Source organism: Enterococcus sp. DIV0574 (genome assembly GCF_051711125.1).
In the GTDB taxonomy this organism is placed as follows: Bacteria; Bacillota; Bacilli; order Lactobacillales; family Enterococcaceae; genus Enterococcus_D; species Enterococcus_D gallinarum.
Genome location: NZ_JBIOMA010000001.1, coordinates 1888644 through 1912072, shown reverse-complemented (window position 1 = coordinate 1912072; position 23429 = coordinate 1888644). Strand labels below are relative to the sequence as shown.

At 41.2% G+C, this 23429-nt stretch carries 20 protein-coding genes; 17 read left to right on the top strand and 3 right to left on the bottom strand.

The genetic code is table 11. The features are described from left to right. Positions 1-2: 2 nt before the first annotated feature. The 4 genes from IGJ45_RS09280 to whiA all read left to right on the top strand — a co-directional run bounded on the left by IGJ45_RS09280 (position 3) and on the right by whiA (position 3660). Positions 3-707, top strand: a complete 705-nt coding sequence (locus IGJ45_RS09280; protein ID WP_021149805.1) for an amino acid racemase — start codon at positions 3-5, stop codon at positions 705-707. Positions 708-820: 113 nt separating this feature from the next. After that, positions 821-1711 carry an RNase adapter RapZ gene (gene rapZ, locus IGJ45_RS09275; protein ID WP_311810613.1) on the top strand — a complete coding sequence of 297 codons (891 nt, stop codon included), beginning with the start codon at positions 821-823 and terminating at the stop codon, positions 1709-1711. Continuing rightward, on the top strand, positions 1708-2709 hold the full coding sequence (locus tag IGJ45_RS09270; protein WP_005471344.1) for a gluconeogenesis factor YvcK family protein: 1002 nt from the start codon (positions 1708-1710) through the stop codon (positions 2707-2709). Before rapZ ends, IGJ45_RS09270 begins: the two co-directional genes overlap by 4 nt. A 15-nt stretch (positions 2710-2724) precedes the next feature. Continuing rightward, on the top strand, positions 2725-3660 hold the full coding sequence (gene whiA / locus IGJ45_RS09265) for a DNA-binding protein WhiA (protein ID WP_003126418.1): 936 nt from the start codon (positions 2725-2727) through the stop codon (positions 3658-3660). 155 nt (positions 3661-3815) lie between these two features. Here whiA and IGJ45_RS09260 read toward each other — a convergent pair whose 3' ends face one another. Continuing rightward, positions 3816-4331 (bottom strand): DsbA family protein, encoded by a 516-nt coding sequence (locus tag IGJ45_RS09260; protein ID WP_349703731.1) that lies wholly within the window; start codon positions 4329-4331, stop codon positions 3816-3818. Positions 4332-4557: 226 nt separating this feature from the next. Here IGJ45_RS09260 and nifJ point away from each other — a divergent pair, with 226 nt between their 5' ends. The 5 genes from nifJ (at position 4558) to IGJ45_RS09235 (ending at position 12291) form a co-directional block, all read left to right on the top strand. After that, positions 4558-8253, top strand: a complete 3696-nt coding sequence (gene nifJ / locus IGJ45_RS09255; protein ID WP_349703730.1) for a pyruvate:ferredoxin (flavodoxin) oxidoreductase — start codon at positions 4558-4560, stop codon at positions 8251-8253. A gap of 212 nt (positions 8254-8465) precedes the next feature. Further along, positions 8466-9347, top strand: a complete 882-nt coding sequence (gene cdaA / locus IGJ45_RS09250) for a diadenylate cyclase CdaA (RefSeq protein ID WP_005471347.1) — start codon at positions 8466-8468, stop codon at positions 9345-9347. Then, the gene (locus IGJ45_RS09245) at positions 9344-10435 is read left to right on the top strand and encodes a CdaR family protein (RefSeq protein ID WP_349703729.1); all 1092 of its coding nucleotides are present in this window, start codon (positions 9344-9346) and stop codon (positions 10433-10435) included. The genes cdaA and IGJ45_RS09245 overlap by 4 nt, the downstream gene beginning before the upstream one ends. A gap of 16 nt (positions 10436-10451) precedes the next feature. Then, positions 10452-11807, top strand: a complete 1356-nt coding sequence (gene glmM / locus IGJ45_RS09240) for a phosphoglucosamine mutase (RefSeq protein ID WP_003126423.1) — start codon at positions 10452-10454, stop codon at positions 11805-11807. Positions 11808-11979: 172 nt separating this feature from the next. Then, positions 11980-12291: a DUF3784 domain-containing protein gene (locus tag IGJ45_RS09235; protein ID WP_005471352.1), complete on the top strand. Its 312-nt coding sequence runs from the start codon at positions 11980-11982 to the stop codon at positions 12289-12291. Positions 12292-12539: 248 nt separating this feature from the next. Here IGJ45_RS09235 and glmS read toward each other — a convergent pair whose 3' ends face one another. Then, entirely contained in the window at positions 12540-14342 is a 1803-nt protein-coding gene (glmS, locus tag IGJ45_RS09230; RefSeq protein WP_409531776.1) for a glutamine--fructose-6-phosphate transaminase (isomerizing), read from the bottom strand. Between the two features lie 447 nt (positions 14343-14789). Here glmS and IGJ45_RS09225 point away from each other — a divergent pair, with 447 nt between their 5' ends. From IGJ45_RS09225 to yihA, 7 genes are all read left to right on the top strand, one after another. Further along, positions 14790-15080, top strand: a complete 291-nt coding sequence (locus IGJ45_RS09225) for a hypothetical protein (RefSeq protein ID WP_060813438.1) — start codon at positions 14790-14792, stop codon at positions 15078-15080. A 14-nt stretch (positions 15081-15094) separates the two neighbouring features. After that, positions 15095-16120 carry a signal peptide peptidase SppA gene (gene sppA, locus IGJ45_RS09220; protein WP_103299787.1) on the top strand — a complete coding sequence of 342 codons (1026 nt, stop codon included), beginning with the start codon at positions 15095-15097 and terminating at the stop codon, positions 16118-16120. A 2-nt stretch (positions 16121-16122) separates the two neighbouring features. After that, positions 16123-16908, top strand: coding sequence for an RDD family protein (locus IGJ45_RS09215; protein ID WP_103299788.1), 786 nt, complete (start codon positions 16123-16125; stop codon positions 16906-16908). Between the two features lie 149 nt (positions 16909-17057). After that, positions 17058-18002 (top strand): hypothetical protein, encoded by a 945-nt coding sequence (locus IGJ45_RS09210; RefSeq protein WP_242387049.1) that lies wholly within the window; start codon positions 17058-17060, stop codon positions 18000-18002. Positions 18003-18143: 141 nt separating this feature from the next. Then, a complete protein-coding gene (gene tig / locus IGJ45_RS09205) occupies positions 18144-19427 on the top strand; it encodes a trigger factor (protein ID WP_219645035.1) in 1284 nt (427 codons plus the stop codon). Positions 19428-19714: 287 nt separating this feature from the next. Next, the gene (gene clpX / locus IGJ45_RS09200; RefSeq protein WP_219645036.1) at positions 19715-20959 is read left to right on the top strand and encodes an ATP-dependent Clp protease ATP-binding subunit ClpX; all 1245 of its coding nucleotides are present in this window, start codon (positions 19715-19717) and stop codon (positions 20957-20959) included. 81 nt (positions 20960-21040) lie between these two features. Next, positions 21041-21628 carry a ribosome biogenesis GTP-binding protein YihA/YsxC gene (gene yihA / locus IGJ45_RS09195; RefSeq protein WP_003126435.1) on the top strand — a complete coding sequence of 196 codons (588 nt, stop codon included), beginning with the start codon at positions 21041-21043 and terminating at the stop codon, positions 21626-21628. Positions 21629-21742: 114 nt separating this feature from the next. Here the strand turns inward: yihA and IGJ45_RS09190 are convergent, their stop codons facing one another. Next, positions 21743-21925, bottom strand: coding sequence for an SPJ_0845 family protein (locus IGJ45_RS09190; protein ID WP_029486767.1), 183 nt, complete (start codon positions 21923-21925; stop codon positions 21743-21745). A 131-nt stretch (positions 21926-22056) separates the two neighbouring features. Between IGJ45_RS09190 and IGJ45_RS09185 the strand changes: the two genes are divergently transcribed. Next, positions 22057-23388 (top strand): hypothetical protein, encoded by a 1332-nt coding sequence (locus IGJ45_RS09185; protein WP_138372002.1) that lies wholly within the window; start codon positions 22057-22059, stop codon positions 23386-23388. Positions 23389-23429 lie beyond the last annotated feature (41 nt).

Genomic DNA, 23429 nt, shown 5'->3' with positions numbered 1-23429 from the left:
CTATGGAAAACTTCTTTAGTATCTTAGGTGGAATGGGAACGATGGCGACTGAAAGTTTTGTACGAATCTTGAACCGTCGAACCGTTGCTCATAAAGACCAAGATTATTTGAACTATGTGTTATTCAATCATGCGACAGTGCCAGATCGCACTGCGTATATCTTGAACAACGATTTAGAAGATCCTGTTCCTTATTTGCTTGATGACATCGCTAAACAGAACTTATTACAGCCAAATTTTATTGTACTGACATGTAATACTGCGCATTATTTCTTTGATCAGTTGCAAGAAGCCACACCGATTCCGCTACTTCACATGCCGCGGGAAGCTGCTAAATCTTTGCAAAAAGAAGGTGTTACCGGGAAAGTGGCCTTTTTAGGAACAGAAGGTAGTATCAAGGCTGGGATTTATGAAGCCGAGTTACGTGCTTGTGGCTTTGATGTCTACTTGCCTGAGCCGCAATTACAACAAAAAGTAAATACATTGATTTATGATCGGATCAAAGAATCTGATACATTAGACCAAGATCTTTATTTTGAGATCTTAGAAGAAGTAACGCATAAAATTGGTTGTGAGAAAGCTGTCCTAGGCTGTACCGAACTTTCATTGATGGAAGAATTCACGGAAAATAATCCTTATCCGGTAGTCGATGCGCAATCGATTTTAGTCGATCGAACAATTGAAAAAGCGTTAACTTATCGAAATTGAGCGAGGCATTGACATGGGAGTCAACTCTCATGTTGATGCTTTTTTTGTGCGGTAGTGTTTAAATGATACGCCCGGCATGATATACTGTTAATGAGTGAGGAAGGAGTTTTACGATGACAGAAGTAGATAATTTAGAACTAGTGATCATCACTGGTATGAGTGGAGCAGGAAAAACCGTTGCTATTCAAAGTTTTGAGGACATGGGCTATTTTTGTATTGACAACATGCCGCCGAGTTTAATTCCTAAATTCTGGGAATTGATCAAAGAGTCAGGGAAAGTGACCAAAATTGCATTGGTCGTTGATTTGCGTTCGCGTTCCTTTTTTGAAGAAATCCAAAGCATGCTGATCGATATCGAGAATACTCGATTCATCGATACAAAAATATTGTTCTTAGATGCTACAGACAATGAGTTGGTTTCTCGTTATAAAGAGACACGCAGAGCCCATCCCCTTGCGATGGACGGCTTAATAACGGAAGGGATCCGTAAAGAGCGTGCGATCTTGGAAGACTTGAAGACAAAAGCGAATATCGTGATCGACACGACAACTTTAACACCAAGACAGCTGCGAGAAAAGATCAATCAAGAATTTCGTTCTTCCCATGAACATGGATTTCGGGTGGAAGTTGTTTCCTTTGGCTTCAAATACGGATTGCCTATCGATGCGGATATCGTGATGGACGTGCGATTCTTACCAAACCCACATTATATACCCGAATTGCGTCCGCTAACGGGAAAAGATAAAACCGTATATGACTATGTCATGTCTTTTCCAGAAACTGAAGAGTTTTATCAGCAATTTGAGACATTGCTTGAAACTATAATGCCTGGGTATATCAAAGAAGGAAAAAGCAGTTTGACGGTCGCAATTGGTTGTACGGGCGGACAACATCGTTCGGTCGCTTTATCTGAACGGATCAGCGCTGCTTTAGCAAAAAATTACAAAGTCAATGTGACCCATCGTGACAAAGATAAGCGCAAAGAGACGGTGAATCGATCATGAAAATGAAAACCTATCGAATCCGTAAACCTAAGATCGTTGTCATTGGGGGCGGAACTGGCCTGCCGGTCATTTTAAAAAGTTTGCGGAATCAAGGTGTTGATATCACAGCAATTGTGACGGTCGCAGATGATGGTGGCAGCAGTGGTGAGATCCGCAACCTAGTTTCGTCTATTTCGCCTCCAGGTGATTTGCGCAATGTGCTGGCTGCTTTGTCAGATATGCCGCAACTCTATAATGATATTTTTCAGTATCGGTTCAAGAAAGAAGACAAATTTCTTGCAAACCATGCCTTAGGTAATTTGATCATTGCCGCCATTGCGGAAATGCGCAACAGTACCTATGAAGCGATCCAGATACTTTCAAAAATCATGCACATTGATGGCCATGTCTATCCCTCTTCTGACCAACCTTTGATTTTGCACGCTGTTTTTAAAGACGGGACAGAAGCAGTGGGAGAATCCAAAATTGCCTTGGATCGTAAAACCATTGATCACGTGTTTGTGCGGAATCAAGATGACGAAAATGAACCCAAAGCTGCACGTAAAGTTGTGACGTCGATATTAGAAGCTGATATGATCGTATTAGGACCGGGTAGCTTGTTTACGAGTATCTTGCCGAATTTGATGATCAGTGAGATCGGACAGGCGTTGCTAGAAACGGCAGCGGAGACTGTTTACATCTGCAATATCATGACGCAAAAAGGGGAAACAGAACACTTTACTGATGCAGATCATGTTCGAGTTTTGCATCAACATTTAGGGAAGTCTTTTATTGATACCGTGTTAGTCAATACAGAGAAGGTCCCAGAAGGCTATATGGATCCAGAAATCTACGATGAATACCTTGTCCAAGTGAAACATGACTTCCAAGGACTGCGGAATGAAAGTTGTCGCGTGGTTTCAGCGGATTTCTTAGAGTTACGTGATGGCGGTGTCTTTCATGACGGTGATAAAGTGATCGATGAATTACTGCGGATCGTCTACGGTGCCAAAATCTAGAAAGGAGGCGACGCTATGTCCTTTGCAGCAGAAGTCAAAAAGGAACTGACATCACTAGAAGTACATCGGGAACATGCAAAAGCAGAATTAGCTGCTTTGATACGAATGAATGGATCGTTAAGTATTAATAACCAGCAGTTCGTTCTCAATGTGCAAACAGAAAATGCTGCCATTGCTCGGCGGATTTATTCCTTATTGAAAGATCACTACAATGTCCGAAGTGAGCTGTTGGTTCGTAGAAAAATGAAGTTGAAAAAGAACAATGTTTACATCGTTCGCTTAAAACAAGAGACCAAACGTGTATTGCTAGATTTAGATATTATGGATGGATTGATGTTTCATAGTCATGTATCGGATGAAATTATGGGGAATGCCCAAAAAATGCGTTCCTATTTACGGGGGGCATTTATGGCATCAGGTTCAGTCAACAATCCAGAGACCAGCCGCTATCATTTGGAAATCTATTCGATCTATGAAGAGCACAATCAAGATATCTGCGATATGTTGAACTATTATGGATTGAATGCGCGAGCCCTTGAACGACGAAATGGCTTTATTTCTTATTTAAAGGGCGCAGAAAAAATTGCCGATTTTCTCACATTGATCGGCGCGACCAATTCGATGCTCAAGTTTGAAGATGTTCGGATTGTCCGCGACATGCGCAATTCAGTCAATCGTTTGGTGAATTGTGAAACAGCAAATATGAACAAGACCATCGATGCAGCTTCCAAACAGATTGACAATATTGAATTTATTCAACAACGGGTGGGGCTGGGAGCTCTTCCAGAGAAGCTGCAGGAAATTGCCGAATTGCGATTGGAACATCCTGAAGTCAGCTTGAAGGAGTTGGGAGAGATGATTCCTTCTGGAGCGATCTCCAAATCAGGCATCAACCATCGAATCCGTAAAATCAATGAATTTGCGGATCGTTTGCGAGATAAAGTCAGTTAAACTAACCTGTGCCACAGGTCATAACAAGACAACAGTTGAAGGGATAGAATGAAGCTAAAACGGCTAAGTATCAAGTAGTTTTGGCTTCGTTGGACCGCACGTGCGAGTCGATTATCCTTCAAGAGTGGGTTGCTGTTAGAACTGTGGCACAGGTTTTATTCATTGATCAATTGTGTCAACTCATCCGCTGAGATTGATTCATCGAAAATGTGACTGCCTACCATAACGGTCGGCACAAATTGAATATTTGCTTTTCGGGCTTCTTCCACGATTTCACCAGCATACGTGGAATGGTTATGTTCGGTTAATCCTAGCTGTTTTTGCGCAAATTCTGCAACCTCCTCTAAAGTTAAATGTCCCCATTGATCTTGTGTTTGATAGATTTTAGTAATATCTGCGATCGTTTGAGCAGGATTATCCGTTGCTACAAACCGATGCATCACATTTCCCCGTTGAAGAGACTCTTTTTCTTTATCGAATAATTTGATTACTCGTTGAACTTTTCCCGCAGCAACAGCTTCGGTTAGGATCGGCAATGACTCTTCAAACCATTTGCGGCAATAAGGACAACGAAGATTCATGAATTCAATGATTGGCTTAGCATTTTCATCACCAATCTTGATTCCTGTAGTCGTATTTGTTTCTTTAGCTTTGATAATTGAAATATCCATGTTTCATCCTCCTTTTTTTTAAGTTTAACAGAATTTCAACTAGAAAGAAAAGGAGAAACAACCAAATGAAATTTGTGAAAAAATCTTAGATTAGATAGAAACTGTATCGTTTGCTCTTTCACTAAATCGCTGCTATTTTGATTTGCAGTATTTATTCAAGTAGATTTTTCAGCTATAATGGATTGTGTGAGAATGCTCAAAATGGAAGATAAAGGAAGTTAGAGAGATGCGCAAGAAAAAAACAATGGACGGAAATACAGCGGCAGCCTACATTTCTTATGCTTTTACAGAATTAGCCGCAATCTATCCTATTACCCCTAGTTCAACAATGGCGGAATTGGTAGATCAATGGTCCGCCAGCGGAAAGAAAAATATTTTTGGACAACCAGTGAAAGTGGTTGAAATGCAGTCAGAAGCCGGAGCAGCTGGTGTAGTACATGGTTCATTAAAGACTGGGGCTTTAACGACGACTTATACAGCTTCGCAAGGATTGCTGTTGATGATTCCAAATATGTACAAAATCGCGGGAGAACGTTTGCCTGGCGTATTTCACGTTGCCAGCCGAGCAGTCACTACGAATGCATTGAATATTTTTGGTGACCATACAGACGTGATGGCGGCTCGCCAAACAGGCTTTGCGATGTTGGCGGAAAGCAGTGTTCAAGAAGTTATGGATCTTGCACCTGTGGCTCATTTAGCGGCGATTGAAAGTGGGATTCCCTTTCTGAATTTCTTTGATGGTTTTCGAACCAGCCATGAAATCCAGAAGATTGATGTACTTGAATACAGTGAATTGGCTCAATTGATTGATCAAGAAAAATTAGCAGCTTTTCGCGAAAAGGCAATGAATCCAAACCATCCAACGGTTAGCGGAACGAATCAAAACCCCGATATTCATTTTCAACAGCGAGAAACGGTCAATGCCCATTACGATGCGTTACCGGCAACAATTCGCAAATACATGAAAGCCATTAATGATTTGCGCGGAACCAACTATGATTTGGTCGATTATTATGGCTGTGCTGATGCAGAAGAAGTAATTGTAACAATGGGTTCTTCGGCTCAGACTGTACAACAGACGGTGGATCATTTGCTCAAACAAGGAAGAAAAGTCGGGGTCTTGACAATTCATTTGTATCGACCATTTCCATTAGAAGTCTTTTTGGAAAAACTTCCATCAACGGTCAAAGCAATTGCCGTTTTAGACCGTAGCAAGGAGCCGGGAGCAAACGGCGAGTCTCTGCTTTTAGATGTCCAAAGTGCCCTTTATGATGCAGCGATCCGGCCAGCTGTCATTGGTGGTCGCTATGGATTGGGTTCAAAAGATGTAACGCCAGATCAAATCGTTGCTGTATACGAAGAACTGACGAAACCAAAAAGTGAGCAAAAAAGACGGTTTACGATTGGGATCATGGATGATGTTACCCATCTCTCGTTGAATACGGAAGCTACTTTGGACTTGACCAATACCAATACATTTCAGGCAAAATTTTGGGGATTTGGCTCCGATGGAACCGTGGGTGCCAATAAATCAGCGATCAAAATTATTGGCGATCACACAGATAAGTATGTTCAAGGTTATTTTTATTATGATTCCAAAAAATCAGGAGGATTAACAGTCTCCCATTTGCGTTTCGGAGACACACCGATCCGCTCGACTTATTTGATCGAGCATGCTGACTTTGTCGCATGCCATACCCCTGCGTATCTGCATACATATGATTTGCTGAAGGGGCTAAAAAAAGGCGGTACCTTCCTACTAAATACCACCTGGAATGAGCAACAAATTGCAACTAGTCTTCCTAAACACATCAAGCGTTACATTGCAGAAAATGACATCCGTTTTTATACCATCAATGCCATGCAATTAGCGATGGAGACTGGGCTCGGCAGACGCATCAACACGGCAATGGAAACTGCCTTTTTCTATTTGTCTGATATTATGCCTTTCGACGAGGTTCTGCCGATTTTAAAAGCGGAGGTATTAAAGAATTACGGACATAAGTCCATGGAAATTGTCGAAAAAAACTATTTAGCGATTGATCGGACCCTTGAATTGCTTTGCGAGATTCAAGTGCCATCTGAATGGGCCTTCATTGATGTGCCTGAACGGAAATCAACTGCAACATCCCGTTATGTTCGGGAGATCGTTGAGCCAATCAATCGACAGGAAGGCAATCAATTATCAGTGGGGACGCTCGTTCGGAATCAAATGACGGAAGGAGCGATGCCTCTAGGGACCACTGCAGTGGAAAAACGAGGGATTGCTTTAGAAGTGCCAGAATGGTTATCCGACCGTTGTACGATGTGCAATGAATGTGCATTTGTTTGTCCGCATGCAGCGATTCGACCTTTCTTAGTGGATGAAGATGAACTGACAGAGGCACCAGAAGGGTTTATTGTTCGAGAAATGCGAGGAAAAGATGGTCAGAAGTATCGAATCCAAGTTTCAATCGAAGATTGTACTGGCTGCGGGCTTTGTGTTGAAGCGTGTCCCGCAAAGGACAAAGCTTTGGTCATGCGCTCCTATGAAAGCCAAAAAGAGCAAGCAATGAATTGGGCCTTTGCTATGACACTACGTCAGAAAGAGAATCCGGCAAAACCGGGTACCGTAATGGGCACCCAATTCAATAAACCGCTTCTAGAATTTTCAGGAGCCTGTGCAGGATGTGGCGAAACTCCGTATGTCAAACTGTTGACTCAAATGTTCGGGGACCGCATGATGATCGCAAATGCCACCGGCTGCTCATCGATTTGGGGCGGCGCTGCTCCGGTGTCTCCTTATACGACCAACGACCAAGGGCAAGGACCGGCATGGTCCAATTCACTATTTGAAGACAATGCCGAATTTGGTTATGGGATGTTTCTAGCAAATCAAACACGAAGAGAAGCCTTAGCAGCAAAAATGCAGGCAGCCTTAGTCACTGTTCCGATAGATCTACAAGGAATTATGCAAGACTGGATCGATCATCGGGAAGAAAGTGCAGGAAGCCAACAGAGGGCGGCAAAATTACAGGCTGCTTTACAGCAAGAAATTCATCAACAGCCAAGTTTGCAAGCGATTCTTGACGACAGCGACTTGTTTGTTAAGCCAAGTCAATGGATGATTGGTGGAGATGGTTGGGCTTACGATATCGGATTTGGCGGAATCGATCATGTCTTGGCCTCAGGCGCGGATGTAAATATTCTGGTTTTAGATAATGAAGTCTATTCAAATACTGGCGGGCAAGTCTCTAAAGCAACCCCAACTTCAGCGATTGCTAAGTTTGCAGCTAGTGGGAAATATGTGTCGAAAAAAGATTTAGGGATGATGGCTATGACATATGGTCATGTATACGTGGCGCAAATTGCTTCCGGAGCCAATCAAATGCAGACGATCAAAGCTTTCGAAGAAGCGGAGAAATTCCCTGGACCGTCTTTGATCATTGCTTATACACCATGTATCACCCATGGATTAGCAGGTGGTATGAGACAATCCATCAAAGAAGCAAAAGAAGCGGTAGCTTCCGGTTATTGGTCTCTATACCGTTACAACCCATTAATGACTGAAAAAGGTAAGCCAGCAATGACACTAGACTATAAAAAACCTGATTTTTCGTTGATGCCAACGTTTATGAAAACACAGGTTCGTTTTTCAGCCTTAGATGCAGCTAACCCAAGTGCTGCTAGTGCATTATTCACAAAAACAGTCTTGGATGCCAAAAACCGTTTCTATAATTATGCGCGTCTTGCTGGACAAGAAGAAAAGATTCGAGCAAAATTAGAAAAAGAGCCATTGTCTGAAGCAGAACCTCAATCGGTGGAAAAACAAGGAGATTCTGTTAGAACTAAACAGCGTAGATCAGTCTCTGATCCTGAAGTCGAAGCAGCTCGCGCGGCAAGAAGAGCTGCCAGAGCGCAGCGGAGAAAAAAATCAGAATAGACAAGTGTCACAGCTCTAGCCAGTATCTGGCAGAGCTGTTTTTTTTAAGCTCCATTACGTAAAGATCAACCGTGTTATCCAATAATCGAGAGTCCAGAAAAAAGTGAGATTTTTTTTGGAAAAATGAGATAAATTTGCTTTTTTTCAACGTGTTAAAAGAAGTCCTATGTTATACTATTATTTGAAGTCTTAAGAATAAAGGAAGGCTGTTTATGTCGATGAATTTCAGTGATTTTTTTAATTTTGATTATTGGAGAGAAGTTTTCTCGTTTAATATATTTTCTATTTCGTTTTTAATCAATGTTTTGGATGTTTTAGTTGTCTGGTATGTGGTCTACAAATTGATTCAGTTAGTCAGAGGGACCAAGGCGATCCAGCTATTCAAAGGGGTCGGGCTGTTTATCGTCTTACGTTTTTTAGCGGGTTTGATTGGTTTGAGAACTCTCTCATGGCTGATGGATCAAGTAATCACCTATGGGGTGATCGCTGCTATTGTCATTTTTCAACCGGAGATTCGGCGAGGTTTGGAACATTTAGGTCGGAGTTCGCTATTCAAGACCTCTAAGTCTGAAAAGCACGAAGACGAAGTGATGGTCCAATCTTTAGATAAAGCGATCCAGTATATGGCGAAACGCAAAATAGGTGCCTTGATTACAATTGAGCGAACTACCGGTTTGGAAGAGTATGTCGAAACTGGGATTGCCTTGGATGCCGATATTACCGGAGAACTATTGATCAATATTTTTATTCCCAACACACCTTTGCACGACGGAGCAGTCATTATACGAGACGGCAAAATTGCGGTTTCGAGTGCGTATCTGCCCCTTTCAGAAAGCTTGTTGATTCCTAAAGAATTCGGGACTAGGCATCGGGCGGCAGTGGGGGTGTCAGAAGTCAGTGATGCTTTGACGATCGTTGTGTCTGAAGAAACTGGGGATGTCAGTATCACTATGAACAACCAATTGTTATCTGGGTTATCTCGAGAACAATACTTGGATATTTTGAATCGAGAGCTTGTGCCTGAAGAAAAAACAGCAAAACGTAATCTACTGCAATCTTTCCTTGACGGTGTGAACAAAGGGGGAAGAAAATGATTAAGAAAGAACGCCAACGAAATATTTTTTATGGTATACTAGCGCTGTTCTTTAGTTTGGTGTTGTTTTTTATTGCTAGTGGTTCCACACTGCAAGTCAATCTATCCGGCTCTACTAGTGGTTATGAAGAACATCTTAGCAATGTTCCCATCCAAACGACGTATGATACAGATAGCTATTTTATCCAAGGGTATGAAACCACCGTGAATGTCACCTTGAAAAGTCGAAATCGTATCCAGTTGAATGCAGAAAAAAATGATGAGACACGAAACTTTCGCGTGATGGCGGATCTCTCTGAATTAGGGGAAGGAACGCATGAAGTTCCTTTAGAAGTTCAGAATTTGAGTTCGGGTGTAACAGCTGAAATCGAGCCGAAGACCATCACAGTGACTATTGAAAAGAAAGTAACAAAAACATTTACTGTTGAACCAGTCATATCGGGCGCAGATTTAAAAGAAGGGTATTCTATCGCTTCTCTAGAGGCAGATCCTCAGAAAGTAGCGATCACAACGGGTGATCGCACCTTAAATGATATCGATCGTGTGGTGGCTGTCATTGATCCTAATGAGATCGGAACGTCCTCTTCAACAGTCAAAGGAACGATACAAGCGTGGGATACCGCTAAAAATGCATTAGCAATTTTGCCAGATCCCGAAACTGTTAACGTAACGGTAACATTAGAAGCCCCGACAAAACAAGTGGAATTATTCGTCACCCAGCAAGGAACAGTTCCTAACGGCATCTCCCATTTTATCTACAGAATGAGTGCAATCAGCGGAACGATTTCTGGTAGCCAGTCTATTTTAGATACATTAGATCAAATTGGCGTACCAATCGATATTTCAAGAATCACCTCAACTGTTGAGCGAACTGTTGAAGTGCCAGTGCCAGATGGTGTGACGGTTGATCCTAAAGTAGTGACGATCCAAGTGACACCTGTTTTCCAATCAACGAAAACGAATGGTCAAACTGGCAACGATTCATCTGCCGAATCTCGATCAGATGAAACTAGTGAATCATCTAGTGAAGAAAACCGTGATTCAGAAAGTGAAACAACTGTTACAACTTCAGATGAGAGTAAAGAATAAGAGAGGGTAATACATTATGGGAAAATATTTTGGTACAGATGGTGTTCGTGGAGAAGCAAATAAGGAACTTACACCAGAATTAGCATTTAAACTTGGCCGCTATGGCGGATATGTATTGAGTCAACATGAAACAGACGATCGTCGACCTCGCGTCTTAGTTGGTCGAGACACACGAATCTCTGGTCAGCTATTAGAAAATGCACTGATCGCTGGTTTGCTATCTGTGGGAATCGAAGTGTTTCAACTAGGCGTCATCTCAACGCCGGGTGTGGCTTATCTGACACGGGTCCAAAAAGCTAGTGCTGGAGTAATGATCTCAGCATCACATAATCCAGCACAAGACAACGGAATTAAATTCTTCGGTAATGATGGCTTCAAATTGGTGGACGAACAAGAAGCGGAGATCGAAGCTTTATTAGATGCTGCAGAAGATACGTTACCACGGCCGTCAGCTGAAGGTTTAGGAACCGTTGATGAATTTCCAGAAGGTCTTTTGAAGTATTCCCAATTTCTCCGTCAAACGATCCCGGGTGATCTAGAGGGCATCACCGTCTGTGTAGATGCAGCCAATGGGGCGACTGCTACAAGTGTCAATCGGTTGTTTGCAGACTTAGAAACTGATTTTTATACCATGGGAACTTCGCCGAATGGTTTGAACATCAATGATGGTGTTGGTTCCACTCATCCTGAGAAATTAGCAGAGTTTGTTGTCGAAAAAGGGGCCGATGTTGGACTAGCCTTTGATGGAGACGGTGATCGGGTGATCGCTATTGATGAACAAGGTAATATTGTTGACGGCGATAAGATCATGTACATTTGTGCAAAATACTTAGCTGAACAAAAACGTTTGAAACAAGATACCATCGTTACAACTGTGATGAGCAATTTAGGTTTTCATAAAGCTGTTGAAGCCATTGGTTTGAAAGATGTGATTACTCAAGTGGGTGATCGCTACGTTGTAGAAGAAATGCGCAAAAATGACTACAACTTTGGCGGGGAACAGTCCGGACACATGATCTTCTTAGACTTCAATACGACAGGGGATGGAATGCTGTCTGGTATCCAGTTATTGAATATCATGAAGCAGACTGGGAAAAAACTTTCTGAGCTGGCAGGGGAAGTTACGATCTATCCGCAAAAATTAGTTAATATTCGTGTGACAGATAAAAATGGCGCGATGGATGTACCGGCAATCCGAAAAATCGTCGAAGAAACAGAAGCAGAAATGAATGGGGAAGGTAGAATCTTAGTACGCCCTTCTGGAACAGAGCCACTATTGCGCGTGATGGCTGAGGCACCAACAACAGAAAAAGTAGATTATTATGTCGATAAAATCGCAGCTGTCGTACGGGAAGAAATCGGTGCGGAATAAATGAGATCAAAAACCAACGAAAGTCGTTTTCGTTGGTTTTTTTATCTTGTGAAAATATAATGATAATCCAAATAATGATTTTCATGTGGTATACTCACTGTATAAAGCGCAAGAAACCGATTGGTGAATGGATCTAAACGTTAGGCAGACGTGTAGAGAGGATGAATGTGTGATGGGAAATACAACAGGATGGTTAGTCGTGGGTTTGTTTTTTATTACAGGTATCCTATTTTTAAGCAGACATGGATGGCAATTGATTGCTGGATACAATATGGCTTCTGAAGAAAAAAAGGCACAGTATGATTTAGATCGTTTGTATGTAGCGAATGGCATCGGTATGTTGGTTCTGGGTGCTTTCATCCTGCTTTCATTACTTTTTAGTGATCACTGGTCATTAATGGGGAATATTTTATTCGTTGCAACTAGTTTACTGACGATAGTAGGGATAATCATCATAAATGGCACGTGGTGTGTAAAGAAATGATACATTTCTCCTATGTTGATCAACAGAGGTGCAATGAATCTGGGATGAATGCTGCTTGCTGTTTTGTGCATTACTTAAAAGACTTTAAAAAAATTGAGGGACGAGAAAAGAAAGGATGATCAAAATAGGCAATTCCAAGCAGTTTCAGCTTGTCTAAAAAAATTGCTTTTAATTGGTTGTACGAAAAAAAGAGCTGCGACAATCGTCTTGTCGCAGCTCTTTTTTCTGCCTAAAAACTTTTAAAAGTTTTATTCGACAGTCACTGATTTAGCTAAATTTCGAGGTTTATCCACGTCATACCCTCGTTGCAATGTTGCAAAGTAAGCCAACAGTTGCGTAGGAATCACGGCAACTAAACTAGTAACCAATGGATGGACCGAAGGCAAAACAATGTGATCCGTCGCTTTCGCTAGTTCTTGGCTGACGATGACTAAAGTATGAGCGCCACGAGACTCAACTTCTTTCAAATTTCCTCTCGTATGGGAGCCGGTCACTTCTTCAGTGATGATTCCGATGACTGGGGTTCCTTCTTCGATCAGTGCGATGGTTCCATGTTTCAATTCGCCAGCTGCAAATCCTTCTGCTTGAATATAAGAAATCTCTTTTAGCTTCAGTGCAGCTTCCATGGAAACATAATAGTCATTGCTTCGACCAATATAAAACGCATTGCGACTAACAGACAAATAATCTTCTGCTAATTGACTGATGACCGCTTTTTCATCAACTAATGTTTCCATAGCAGAGGCAACAATACTTAATTCATGGAAAACATCGAAGTCCTGTGCAGCAGCAATACCTTTAGCATCACCGATTGCTTTTGCTAATAAGGTTAAAACTGCGATTTGAGCAGTATAGGCCTTGGTAGAAGCTACGGCGATTTCAGGTCCGGCATGAAGCAACAATGTATGGTCAGCTTCACGAGAAAGAGTCGAGCCTGCTACATTGGTAATAGTCAGACTAGGCAAATTCATTTGATTGATTTTTACCAAGACTTGTCGGCTGTCGGCTGTTTCTCCACTTTGTGATAGAAAAATAAAGAAAGGTTTTGCAGACAGCAAAGGCATGTTGTAGCCGAATTCACTTGATAAATGTACTTCAACAGGAATCTGTGTCAGAGATTCTAGAATCGCTTTTGCGGCCCAACCAGCGTGATTACTGGTTCCGCAAGCAACGATGTAGATGCGGTCGCTCGCAATCATTTTATCCTTTAATGCGTCATCGATCGTCACTTCTCCTGTGCCTTGATACTCTTGAACGAGACGACGCATCACAGCTGGCTGCTCGTCGATTTCTTTCAGCATATAGTAAGGATACGTTCCTTTTTCGATGTCTGTTAAATCAAGTTGTGCTTCATAAGACTCGCGATAAACAAGATTTCCTTTTAAGTCTTCGATTTCAATCGTTTCTGCCGTCACAGTTACCATTTCACCGTCTTCAATTTCAACGAAATGAGTAGTCTGATCCAACATAGCCAATGCATCACTACAAATAACGTTAAACCCATCCCCAAGCCCAATCAATAACGGACTTTTATTTTTTGCTACATAGATGGTTTCAGGGTCATTTTTATCAACTAATGCAAAGGCATAAGAACCACGAATCAATGAGAGTGCCTTTTTGAACGCTTCTTTAGTCGAAAGGTCTTTTTTCAATACTTCGATCAAGTGGACGACAATTTCTGTATCTGTCTGTCCTTCGAAGTGATGATCACTTAAATAGTTTTGATGCAATTCTTCAAAATTCTCGATTACTCCGTTATGAACCAGTACTAATTCTTGGTTAGAAGAAGTATGAGGGTGGGCATTTTTTTCTGATGGTTTACCATGAGTTGCCCAGCGAGTGTGTCCGATACCGATCGTTCCTGTTACTTCTGGTGTGACTTTGTCTTCCAAGTTTTTGATACGCCCTTGTGCTTTGACTAAGTGGCCAGAAGTACGATCAGCAACATATAAACCTGCTGAGTCATACCCACGATATTCTAAACGTTCCAAACCATTCAAAATGACTTGTTCAGCATTTGATTTTCCTACAATTCCTACGATTCCACACATAATGACAAATCCTACTTTCCACTACTTATTTACGATTCATTATGTATTTCTACCTGCGCAGCAAGAGGTTTGTTTTCATCTCACGATGAGGTTTTGTTCTTGCTTATAGAGTGCAGTCCCTAGAGTTACCCGCCGAAAACTTCGATAAACTCTTTCCTCGTCATCTGTTGTACAGATCTGGCGCTATTCCTATTGGTCTATCTATCCTCCTTAAATTATTTTATAGAAATACATGCATTATCATAATATTTATAAGGACGTTAGTCAAGAGAAAAAGCTAAAAAAAATAATTGGTATAGATGTTATTAGAGGCAATGTTTGTTCTGTAATGGAGATTTAAAGAAGGAGAATTGCGGATGATCCAATTCGTAAAATTGGAATTGTCGTTTTTGACTATCCTTTTTTTTTTAATTTCGATACAATGACAGAAGAAAGTGAGGGATGAAGATGTCAGAAGCTGTACAATGTATGACGTTTTCCGAGTTGAAGGAAATAGTGGAAAGATTAGAGAAACAAGAAAATGTCAATGATGATACAAAAATCATGTTAGACACTGGTTGGGACAGCCTGCAGGAAATTCTTCCGGGTGCGATCTCTGTTCAAGAAGCACAAGCGTTTCGAGTGCAAGATGAATTAACTAAAGAATATTTCGGCGGCTACGCATTGAAAGAAAAAAGCGAAAAATTCGATGCAAGTGGACTAGTTGAAGCGGTAATTGTGATTGAGAACCGCTATTAAAAAGGAGTGGAAAAATGAATAAGAGAAGATGGGTGGCTGTTGCGATTGCAATTGGATTGTTTGTGTGCTCAGGTGTTTTTGCTTTGATGGCTCCGCCAGCAAATGAAGAGTCGTCACTGGACGGATTGAATGCTCTTTTATACGGAAGCAATGAATTGGAGGAACATCAAATAGCGGCTGGAGATAGCAATAACCGTATCCTTCGCTTGACTTTGGAAGGGACGATTGCGAATACTTCAGGTGGTGGATTGTTCTCATCAGAAGGATATGATCATCAATTATTTCTTGAAGAATTACGTGCCGCGCAAGAGGACCCAACGATCAAAGGGATTCTATTTGAAGTGAATTCGCCTGGGGGCGGAGTTTACGAAAGTGCAGAGATTGCTCGTGAAATGAAAAAGATCAAAGAAATTGGAATTCCTGTCTATGTCAGTATGAAGAACACCGCAGCTAGCGGTGGTTATTATGTCTCAGCGGGTGCGGACAAAATCTTTGCCACAGATGAAACCGTGACAGGTTCTATCGGAGTTATTATGTCTGGATTGAATTATTCAGGTTTATTGGATAAATTAGGGATCGAAGATAGCACCTATAAAAGTGGTGCCTTGAAAGATATGGGTTCCTCTACAAGAGCCGCTACCGATGAGGACAAGAAAGTTCTGCAAACTTACGTGGATAATGCATACGGACGCTTTGTTTCCATTGTAGCTGAAGGACGAGGCATGTCAGAAGAAGCTGTAAGAAAAATTGCTGACGGACGGATTTATGATGGTCAACAAGCAGTGGAGAACGGGTTAGTTGACGAAATTGGGTTTCCTGAGGACGCCTTCGCTGCATTAGAAGCAGATCAAGGGTTAGAGGATGCGGAAATTTTTGAATATGGTGTCGGTTCCACAGGGTTCGCTTCTACATGGCTGGGTTCAAAGCTGGCAGAGTTTCAAGGGCTGAAGGCATCTGAGTCTAGTCGTCTTTTGCAAGTAGTGGAAAGCCTAGGTACGATGGATGCGCCGAAACCTCTTTATTATTATGGAGGTGAATAACTATGCCTGAAAAAGAAACGAAAGAGCCACGAATCAAACAACAACCTGTTGAACAGGGAGCAGAAAACGTAACTCTGGAAAATCTAGAGTCGACCTCTGGAATCTCTACAGAGCAGGCGAATCAAGAAGCACAACTAGCTGTGGATACCCCAAATCAAGAGGCCGCTGTGACGAATCATCCAGATGATTTCTATCAACAAGTATTGGGCTCGTTTAAGAGAAAAGAATTTAGCGAGGAAGAGATTGATCAGCGTCAAAAAGAATGGCAACGGTATGAGGGGATAGAAGACAAACAGAAAGAACGCAGACGAGTGAATGATTTTCCAGATTACTTTTTTGCTGGGTTTTGGATTCGGCTATTTGCTTATCTCGTAGATGTACTTTGTATCGGAGCTATTACAGGAATTACTCTGGATACGATCTATCACTTAGGTGGTTGGTCAAGTAGCGGGCATCCTTTTGGACTCTACCAGTTACTCTCGTTGGCCATCTACTTAGGCTATTTTGTTTTATTAACAAAGTTCAATCAGGGACAAACGGTAGGTAAGATGATTTTCGGTATTCGGGTCGTGTCATTTACAGAAGCTGATTTGAGTTGGAAAACAGTTCTGACAAGAGAACTGTGTATGCGCTACGTTTTGCAATTCAATCCTTTCTTTTATTGCGGTTATTTGCCAGTGATTTTTACTAAAGAAAAGCAGCATGCCGGAGATTATTTTTCTGAGACCAGTGTGGTTACTATCAATTTGATTAAAGCATTCAATAAACAGGCAAATGCCAATATATAACAAGAATAGACAATAACGTAATGAGCGGTCAGTCTCTATTTGAGGCAAACGAAGACTGACCCGTTGAAAAGCGGTCTTGCTACCAGAAGATTGCACCATGCAAGCGGAAGTGCGATTGCAGATCGATTACAGATAAAGGAGAATGAGATATGGGAGACACGATCCAGTTTCCAAAACCTGAAGACCGCCTGCGTCATTCAGCAGAAAAAGCATATCAGGCAAAAGATTATCTGAAGGCTTACCATGATTACCAGGAAATTTATACTGAGCATTCTTCTTTTGAGATCAATCAGTCTCTCGTTAAGTGCTTACAGCAACTGGCTGATTTTGCAAAAGCGTTGGAAGTGGCAGATGATTTCTTGGATGAATACCTACAAGATCCAAATGGTTTTGTTCAAATTGGTCATTTGTTGATTCTTGATGGTCAATACTTGCAAGCGAGAAAATGGATAAGACTCGCAGAGGAATTTCCGGTGATCTCTGAAGCGGTAAGCGAAAATTTAGTGAAAGAATTGGATAAAGTAGAAGAAGTTCAACAAATACTTGGTTTGGAAGATTTTTTAGGAAAAAAACAGTCATTGCTTGCAATGGACAGCAGCAACCAACCAGTTAGCGGGCACACATGGCACGTTTTTTCCCAAGGACTCACAAAGGATCAGTTTGTATCGTTGATGACGGAGCTGCTTCCTCAGTTAACGAATCCTTTTTTGTTACCAAAACTAGTAGAAGAGCTTGTCCGTTTAGGAAGTTCACAGCAGTTTGAATTGATAGACTACATGGGGGATCAACGGCAGATCATTCCCAATCAGTTATCTTTATTGAGGGATGTGCCAGTTTTCAGCCAAATGCGACAAGCTGTGAATGAACGAATCGGGCAAGAAAATCCAACCTTAGCAGAAGGCATTTTAGAAGAGTTGAATGATCATTTTGCTTTAAGCTATCCGTTCTTGCCAGAAACCCAAGAGATTGATCGCTGGGTACAAAGCTATATAGATGAGTATCAAGATCTTTTTGCAAAAAGCGAACCACAAGCGATCGACGAAGAGATCCAACGTAAGAAAACAAGATTACGAAAGATTTTGGGTTCTTTCTAATTCTGAAAGCAGATCACTCAAGAAAAAAACGAGAAGTTTCTAGGTAAAATGTTTACAATTAAAGAACGTTAGTGTACTATTTAAAGGTATGCATGAAACTATTTCATATGTAAAATATAATTGTTATTCGGAGGGAAATAAATGACTGCAAAATGGGAAAAAACAGGCACCAATGATGGTGTATTGACATTTTCGATCGAGCAAGCTGAAATCCAAAAAGGTTTGACGACTGCATTTAATAAAGTGAAAGGCAACTTAAACGTACCTGGCTTCCGTAAAGGAAAAGTATCCCGCCAAGTGTTTAACCGTATGTACGGAGAAGAAGCATTGTATGAAGATGCATTGAATGCTGTCTTGCCAGAAGCTTATGAAGCAGCAGTTAAAGAAGCTGGTATTGATCCAGTATCACAACCAAAAATCGATGTTGACAGCATGGAAAAAGGTCAAGACTGGGTGATCAAAGCAGAAGTGACTGTGAAACCAGAAGTTAAACTTGGTGATTACAAAGAGTTGACTGTTGAAAAACAAGATCGTGAAGTAACAGAAGAAGACGTAGATGCTCGCATCAAACGTGAACAAGAAGCACAAGCTGAGTTAGTCATCAAAGAAGACGAAGCTGCTGAAAATGGCGATACAGTCGTTATCGACTTTGAAGGTTTCTTAGGTGAAGAAACATTTGAAGGCGGCAAAGGCGAAAACTATTCATTAGAATTGGGTTCTAACTCTTTCATCCCAGGTTTTGAAGATCAATTAGTAGGAGTGAAAGCTGGCGAAAGCAAAGAAGTCAACGTCACTTTCCCTGAAGATTATCAAGCAGAAGATCTAGCAGGTAAAGATGCGGTCTTTAAAGTAACTGTTCACGAAGTCAAATCAAAAGAATTGCCTGAATTAGATGATGAATTTGCGAAAGATGTTGATGATAGCGTTGAAACACTTGCTGAACTAAAAGAAAAATACCGCAAAGAATTGACAGAAACAAAAGAAAAAGCTGCTGAAGATGCAAAAGATGAAGCAGCGATTCGCCAAGCAGTAGAAAACGCAGAAATCGTTGAATTACCACATTCAATGGTCCATGACGAAGTTCACCGCTCAATGGATGAGTTCTTGAACAACATGCAACGTCAAGGAATTTCACCAGAAATGTACTATCAATTGACTGGTTCAACGGAAGCTGACTTGCATCAACAATTTGAAGGCGAAGCAGAAACTCGTGTGAAAACTAACCTTGTGATTGAAGCAATCGCAAAAGCAGAAGGTTTGGAAGCAACTGAAGAAGACATCGAAAAAGAAATTCAAGAGCTTTCAGAAGCTTACAACATGCCTGTTGATCAAATCAAACGCGTCTTGACAGAAGATATGTTGAAACATGACATCACAATGAAGAAAGCCGTTGAAATCGTAACTGGTACGGCGAAAGAAGCTTAATTTTCATCAAAAGAGCGGCAAACGTCTTTTCCGATGTTTGCCCTTTTTGATTGATCAAAAAGCAATGGTGTGTATATTTCATACGATCGTTTTTGCTTACTTTGCCTTTTTGAGCAGGAGGATCTTGACTTATTTTGTGGACGTGGTCAATTGCTAAGAAAACGTAACGGCCATGAGAAATAGCTTTTTCTTTCAAATGAGTTATGATAAGATGATTAAAGACTGTAAAGATAGTAAAACCAATTCCACTCCTTTACAGGTTAGAAATTTATCAAGGGGTGAACAGTATGTACGACAACACAAATGGAAATGACGCTGTTCGTTGTTCTTTTTGCGGGAAGACGCAAGAGGAAGTAAAGAAGATCGTTGCCGGTCCTGGTGTATACATATGTAATGAATGTATCGACTTGTGCAAGGAGATCATTGACGAAGAGTTCTACGAAGAAGCCATTCGTGAATTTACCGAGGTACCTAAACCACAAGAATTGCTGCATATATTAAATGATTACGTCATCGGACAAGATCGTGCGAAAAAGACACTTGCTGTAGCGGTTTACAATCATTACAAACGAGTGAACGTTGAGCCGACCGCAGAAGACGTTGAGTTGCAAAAAAGCAATATTTGTCTAATTGGACCAACTGGCTCTGGGAAGACGTTCCTTGCTCAAACATTGGCCCGTTCATTGAATGTGCCATTTGCTATCGCCGATGCCACCAGCTTGACGGAAGCTGGATATGTCGGAGAAGATGTAGAAAATATTTTGCTGAAACTTCTGCAAGCAGCGGACTATAACGTTGAAATGGCAGAAAAGGGTATCATTTATATTGATGAAATCGACAAAATCGCTCGTAAAAGCGAAAATGTTTCGATTACGCGAGATGTATCGGGTGAAGGGGTGCAACAAGCGTTGCTGAAGATCTTGGAAGGGACACAAGCAAGTGTACCGCCTCAAGGTGGACGGAAGCATCCTCATCAAGAAATGATTCAAATCGATACGACGAATATTTTATTCATCGTTGGTGGTGCATTTGATGGGATTGATACCATCGTTAAAAACCGGATGGGTGAAAAAACGATCGGTTTTGGAACGAACAACAAACGGTTCTCAGAAGATGAAAGCATCATGCAACATATCATTCCTGAAGACTTGTTGAAATTCGGCTTGATCCCAGAATTTATTGGCCGTTTGCCGGTTATGGCAGCTTTAGACAAATTGACGACCGATGACTTGGTCCGTATTTTGACGGAGCCGAAAAATGCGCTAGTCAAACAATACCAAAAACTGTTAGCATTAGACGATACTGAGCTTGAGTTTGATCCAGCTGCTCTACGCGCGATTGCGGATAAAGCGATCGAACGCAATACGGGTGCTCGTGGTTTACGTTCGATTATCGAAAATATCATGATGGACGTGATGTTCAATGTTCCTTCTGATGAGTCGATTGAAAAAGTCATTATTACCGAAGATGCAGCCAAAGAAATCGGTGAACCGACAATCATTTATAATGAAGAAACAAAAAAAGCAGTTTGATTTTAGTAAGTCGGATAGTTTGATGACTATCCGACTTTCTTTCTGAAAGCATATGAGATTTTATTAGAAGGGAGCGAGCAGATGAAAGTACATGATGCAGAAATTGTGATCAGTGCTGTTTCACCGGCACAATATCCGGATACGCATTTACCGGAAATCGCGTTAGCGGGTCGTTCCAATGTTGGGAAGTCTTCCTTTATCAATACATTGATTAATCGAAAAAATTTAGCGCGAACGTCTTCGAAACCTGGTAAGACCCAAACATTGAATTTTTACTTGATTGAAAACACCTTGCATTTTGTGGATGTGCCAGGATATGGCTATGCAAAAGTTTCAAAAACGGAGCGGGCAAAGTGGGGGAAGATGATCGAGACGTATCTTGCAGAGAGACAGCAGCTGCGGGCAGTCGTCTCTCTAGTGGATCTGCGCCATGCGCCTTCTCAGGAAGATATTCAAATGTATCAGTTTTTGAAATATTATGAGATTCCAGTAATCGTGGTGGCCACGAAAGCAGATAAGATTCCTCGCGGGAAATGGAACAAGCATGAAAGTGTGATCAAAAAAGCGCTGGAATTCGATCCAGCAGACACCTTTATTCTTTTTTCTTCCATCACTAAACAGGGGAAAGAAGAAGCTTGGCAAGCGATAGAAGCGGCCATCAAGCAATAATAGATAAGAGGTAAGATGCATGGGGCAATCTCTCAGGACTAGAAAATAAACGGAGAAAGTTTGCTCCGGAACATCTTTTATCGGAAAAATTCTGTGCAAACAAAAAAACATCGATTAGGATGTTTTTTTTGTTTGCTTTTTAAGATCCGTATTTTTTTCAGTTTCTTCTTTATCTTCTTTCGCATTCAAGAAGCGTTCGATGTCGGGTTTGTTTTCTTTTTTGTCATTGTCGGGAAGAATAGCAAACTCATCGAACATTTTATCAAGAGAATCTTCACGTTGGAATTTTAATCCCATATTCCCACCTCCAAGCGCCTCTAGTTTACCATGAAAACCAAAGTTTTTCATCTCAAAAGTAAGCGAAATAGTGTTCAATCATGAATCCCTTTACTATAATAAAATAAGAAGTACATAAAGAGGTGAGAAAGATGATCAAAACGAAGAAAATCTATGCCTTTATTCAATCGGCACAACTCGCCGATGCTCTGATGCGTGAACAAATAGCCAACTGGTTCGCTTTGGTCCGTCTTTCCTTTACCCCCACCAGCTACTATTTAAATCAAAAGGAAATCCACTCCTATGATATCGCTGAAGTACGCTCATTGCTGGAGGGAAGTATTGATGAGGTCAATTTTGAACTGATTTTAACCGATGGACAAAATGAATCCAGTATACACGTTGTCCAAGAAGCCGTACTGCAACGACATCTTTTTACATTTGATGTTTTTCAGGGATCGCGAGAACTATTACTGAGTTATATAAAGACCACAATGGAACAAGGCGGTCTCTTTAGTTATATTCGAGCTTATGATGAATTCCTCAATCATAATGTCGAAAGTGTAGAGAAACGCTATAACTTTCAGAAACCAGAAGAAATCGCTGAATTACCAAAGCGAAAAAACCATGCCAAAGAAATCGTGATCGATTGCAATCAATTTGCCGGATATGATGTTTTTTATAACGGGTTTTGTTTAACTTCCTGTTGGCGCATGTATTTCTCAGAGTACTATGAGCGAGTATTACCGTTAGTGATTATTAAAGATGCCCAACAAGTAGAACAAATCCAAACGATGGAGGAAGGGGTTGTCATGGTGGAGCTTTACCGTGATCCGTTTCAATGGGATCATCCTGCCAACCTTTCTTATCAACGTTTGTTTCGGGACCAAATCGGGGTGGATCAACTTACTTGGGATAACGGAGTAGGGATTTTGCGAGAACCGTTTATTGAATACGCGTTTGGCCATCAGTTGATCCAAACGATCCAATATCAAAATGATCGTTTACAGCCCACCGTCAAACGCAAAGCGACCCATTTTATCACTCGGAACTTTGATTTAGTTCGTGAGATTTACCAAGAACGTCGGGTGAGGGGATTGTTGAATGCACAGGCTTATTTCCCTTGGATCGACCAAGAAGGCATGCGGATGATGGATTACATTGTCTTAAAACCACAGTTAACGCTCGATAATGGCTTAGATGCTTATGAATTTTATATTCGCAGTCATTTAGAGGCGGATTACACTACGGAACATTTTGAAGAATACACCGTCTGTTTGCAGTTCTATTTGCCGCAAGAGGCGATGACAGATATACCTATCGACGAATTGAAAGATCGTATGTCAGATGTTCGCTTTGGTTTTTTGCATCGCAGCAAAAAATATACCTGGGTCAATCTAAAAAAAGAAACCCATCGCTTGCGGGTCTATTTTATGAATATGGAACGCTTAGCTGAACACCAATCCATTTCTGGAAATAAATAGAGCCATATAAAATAGCAAAGACAAGAAAGTTGAATGATTCT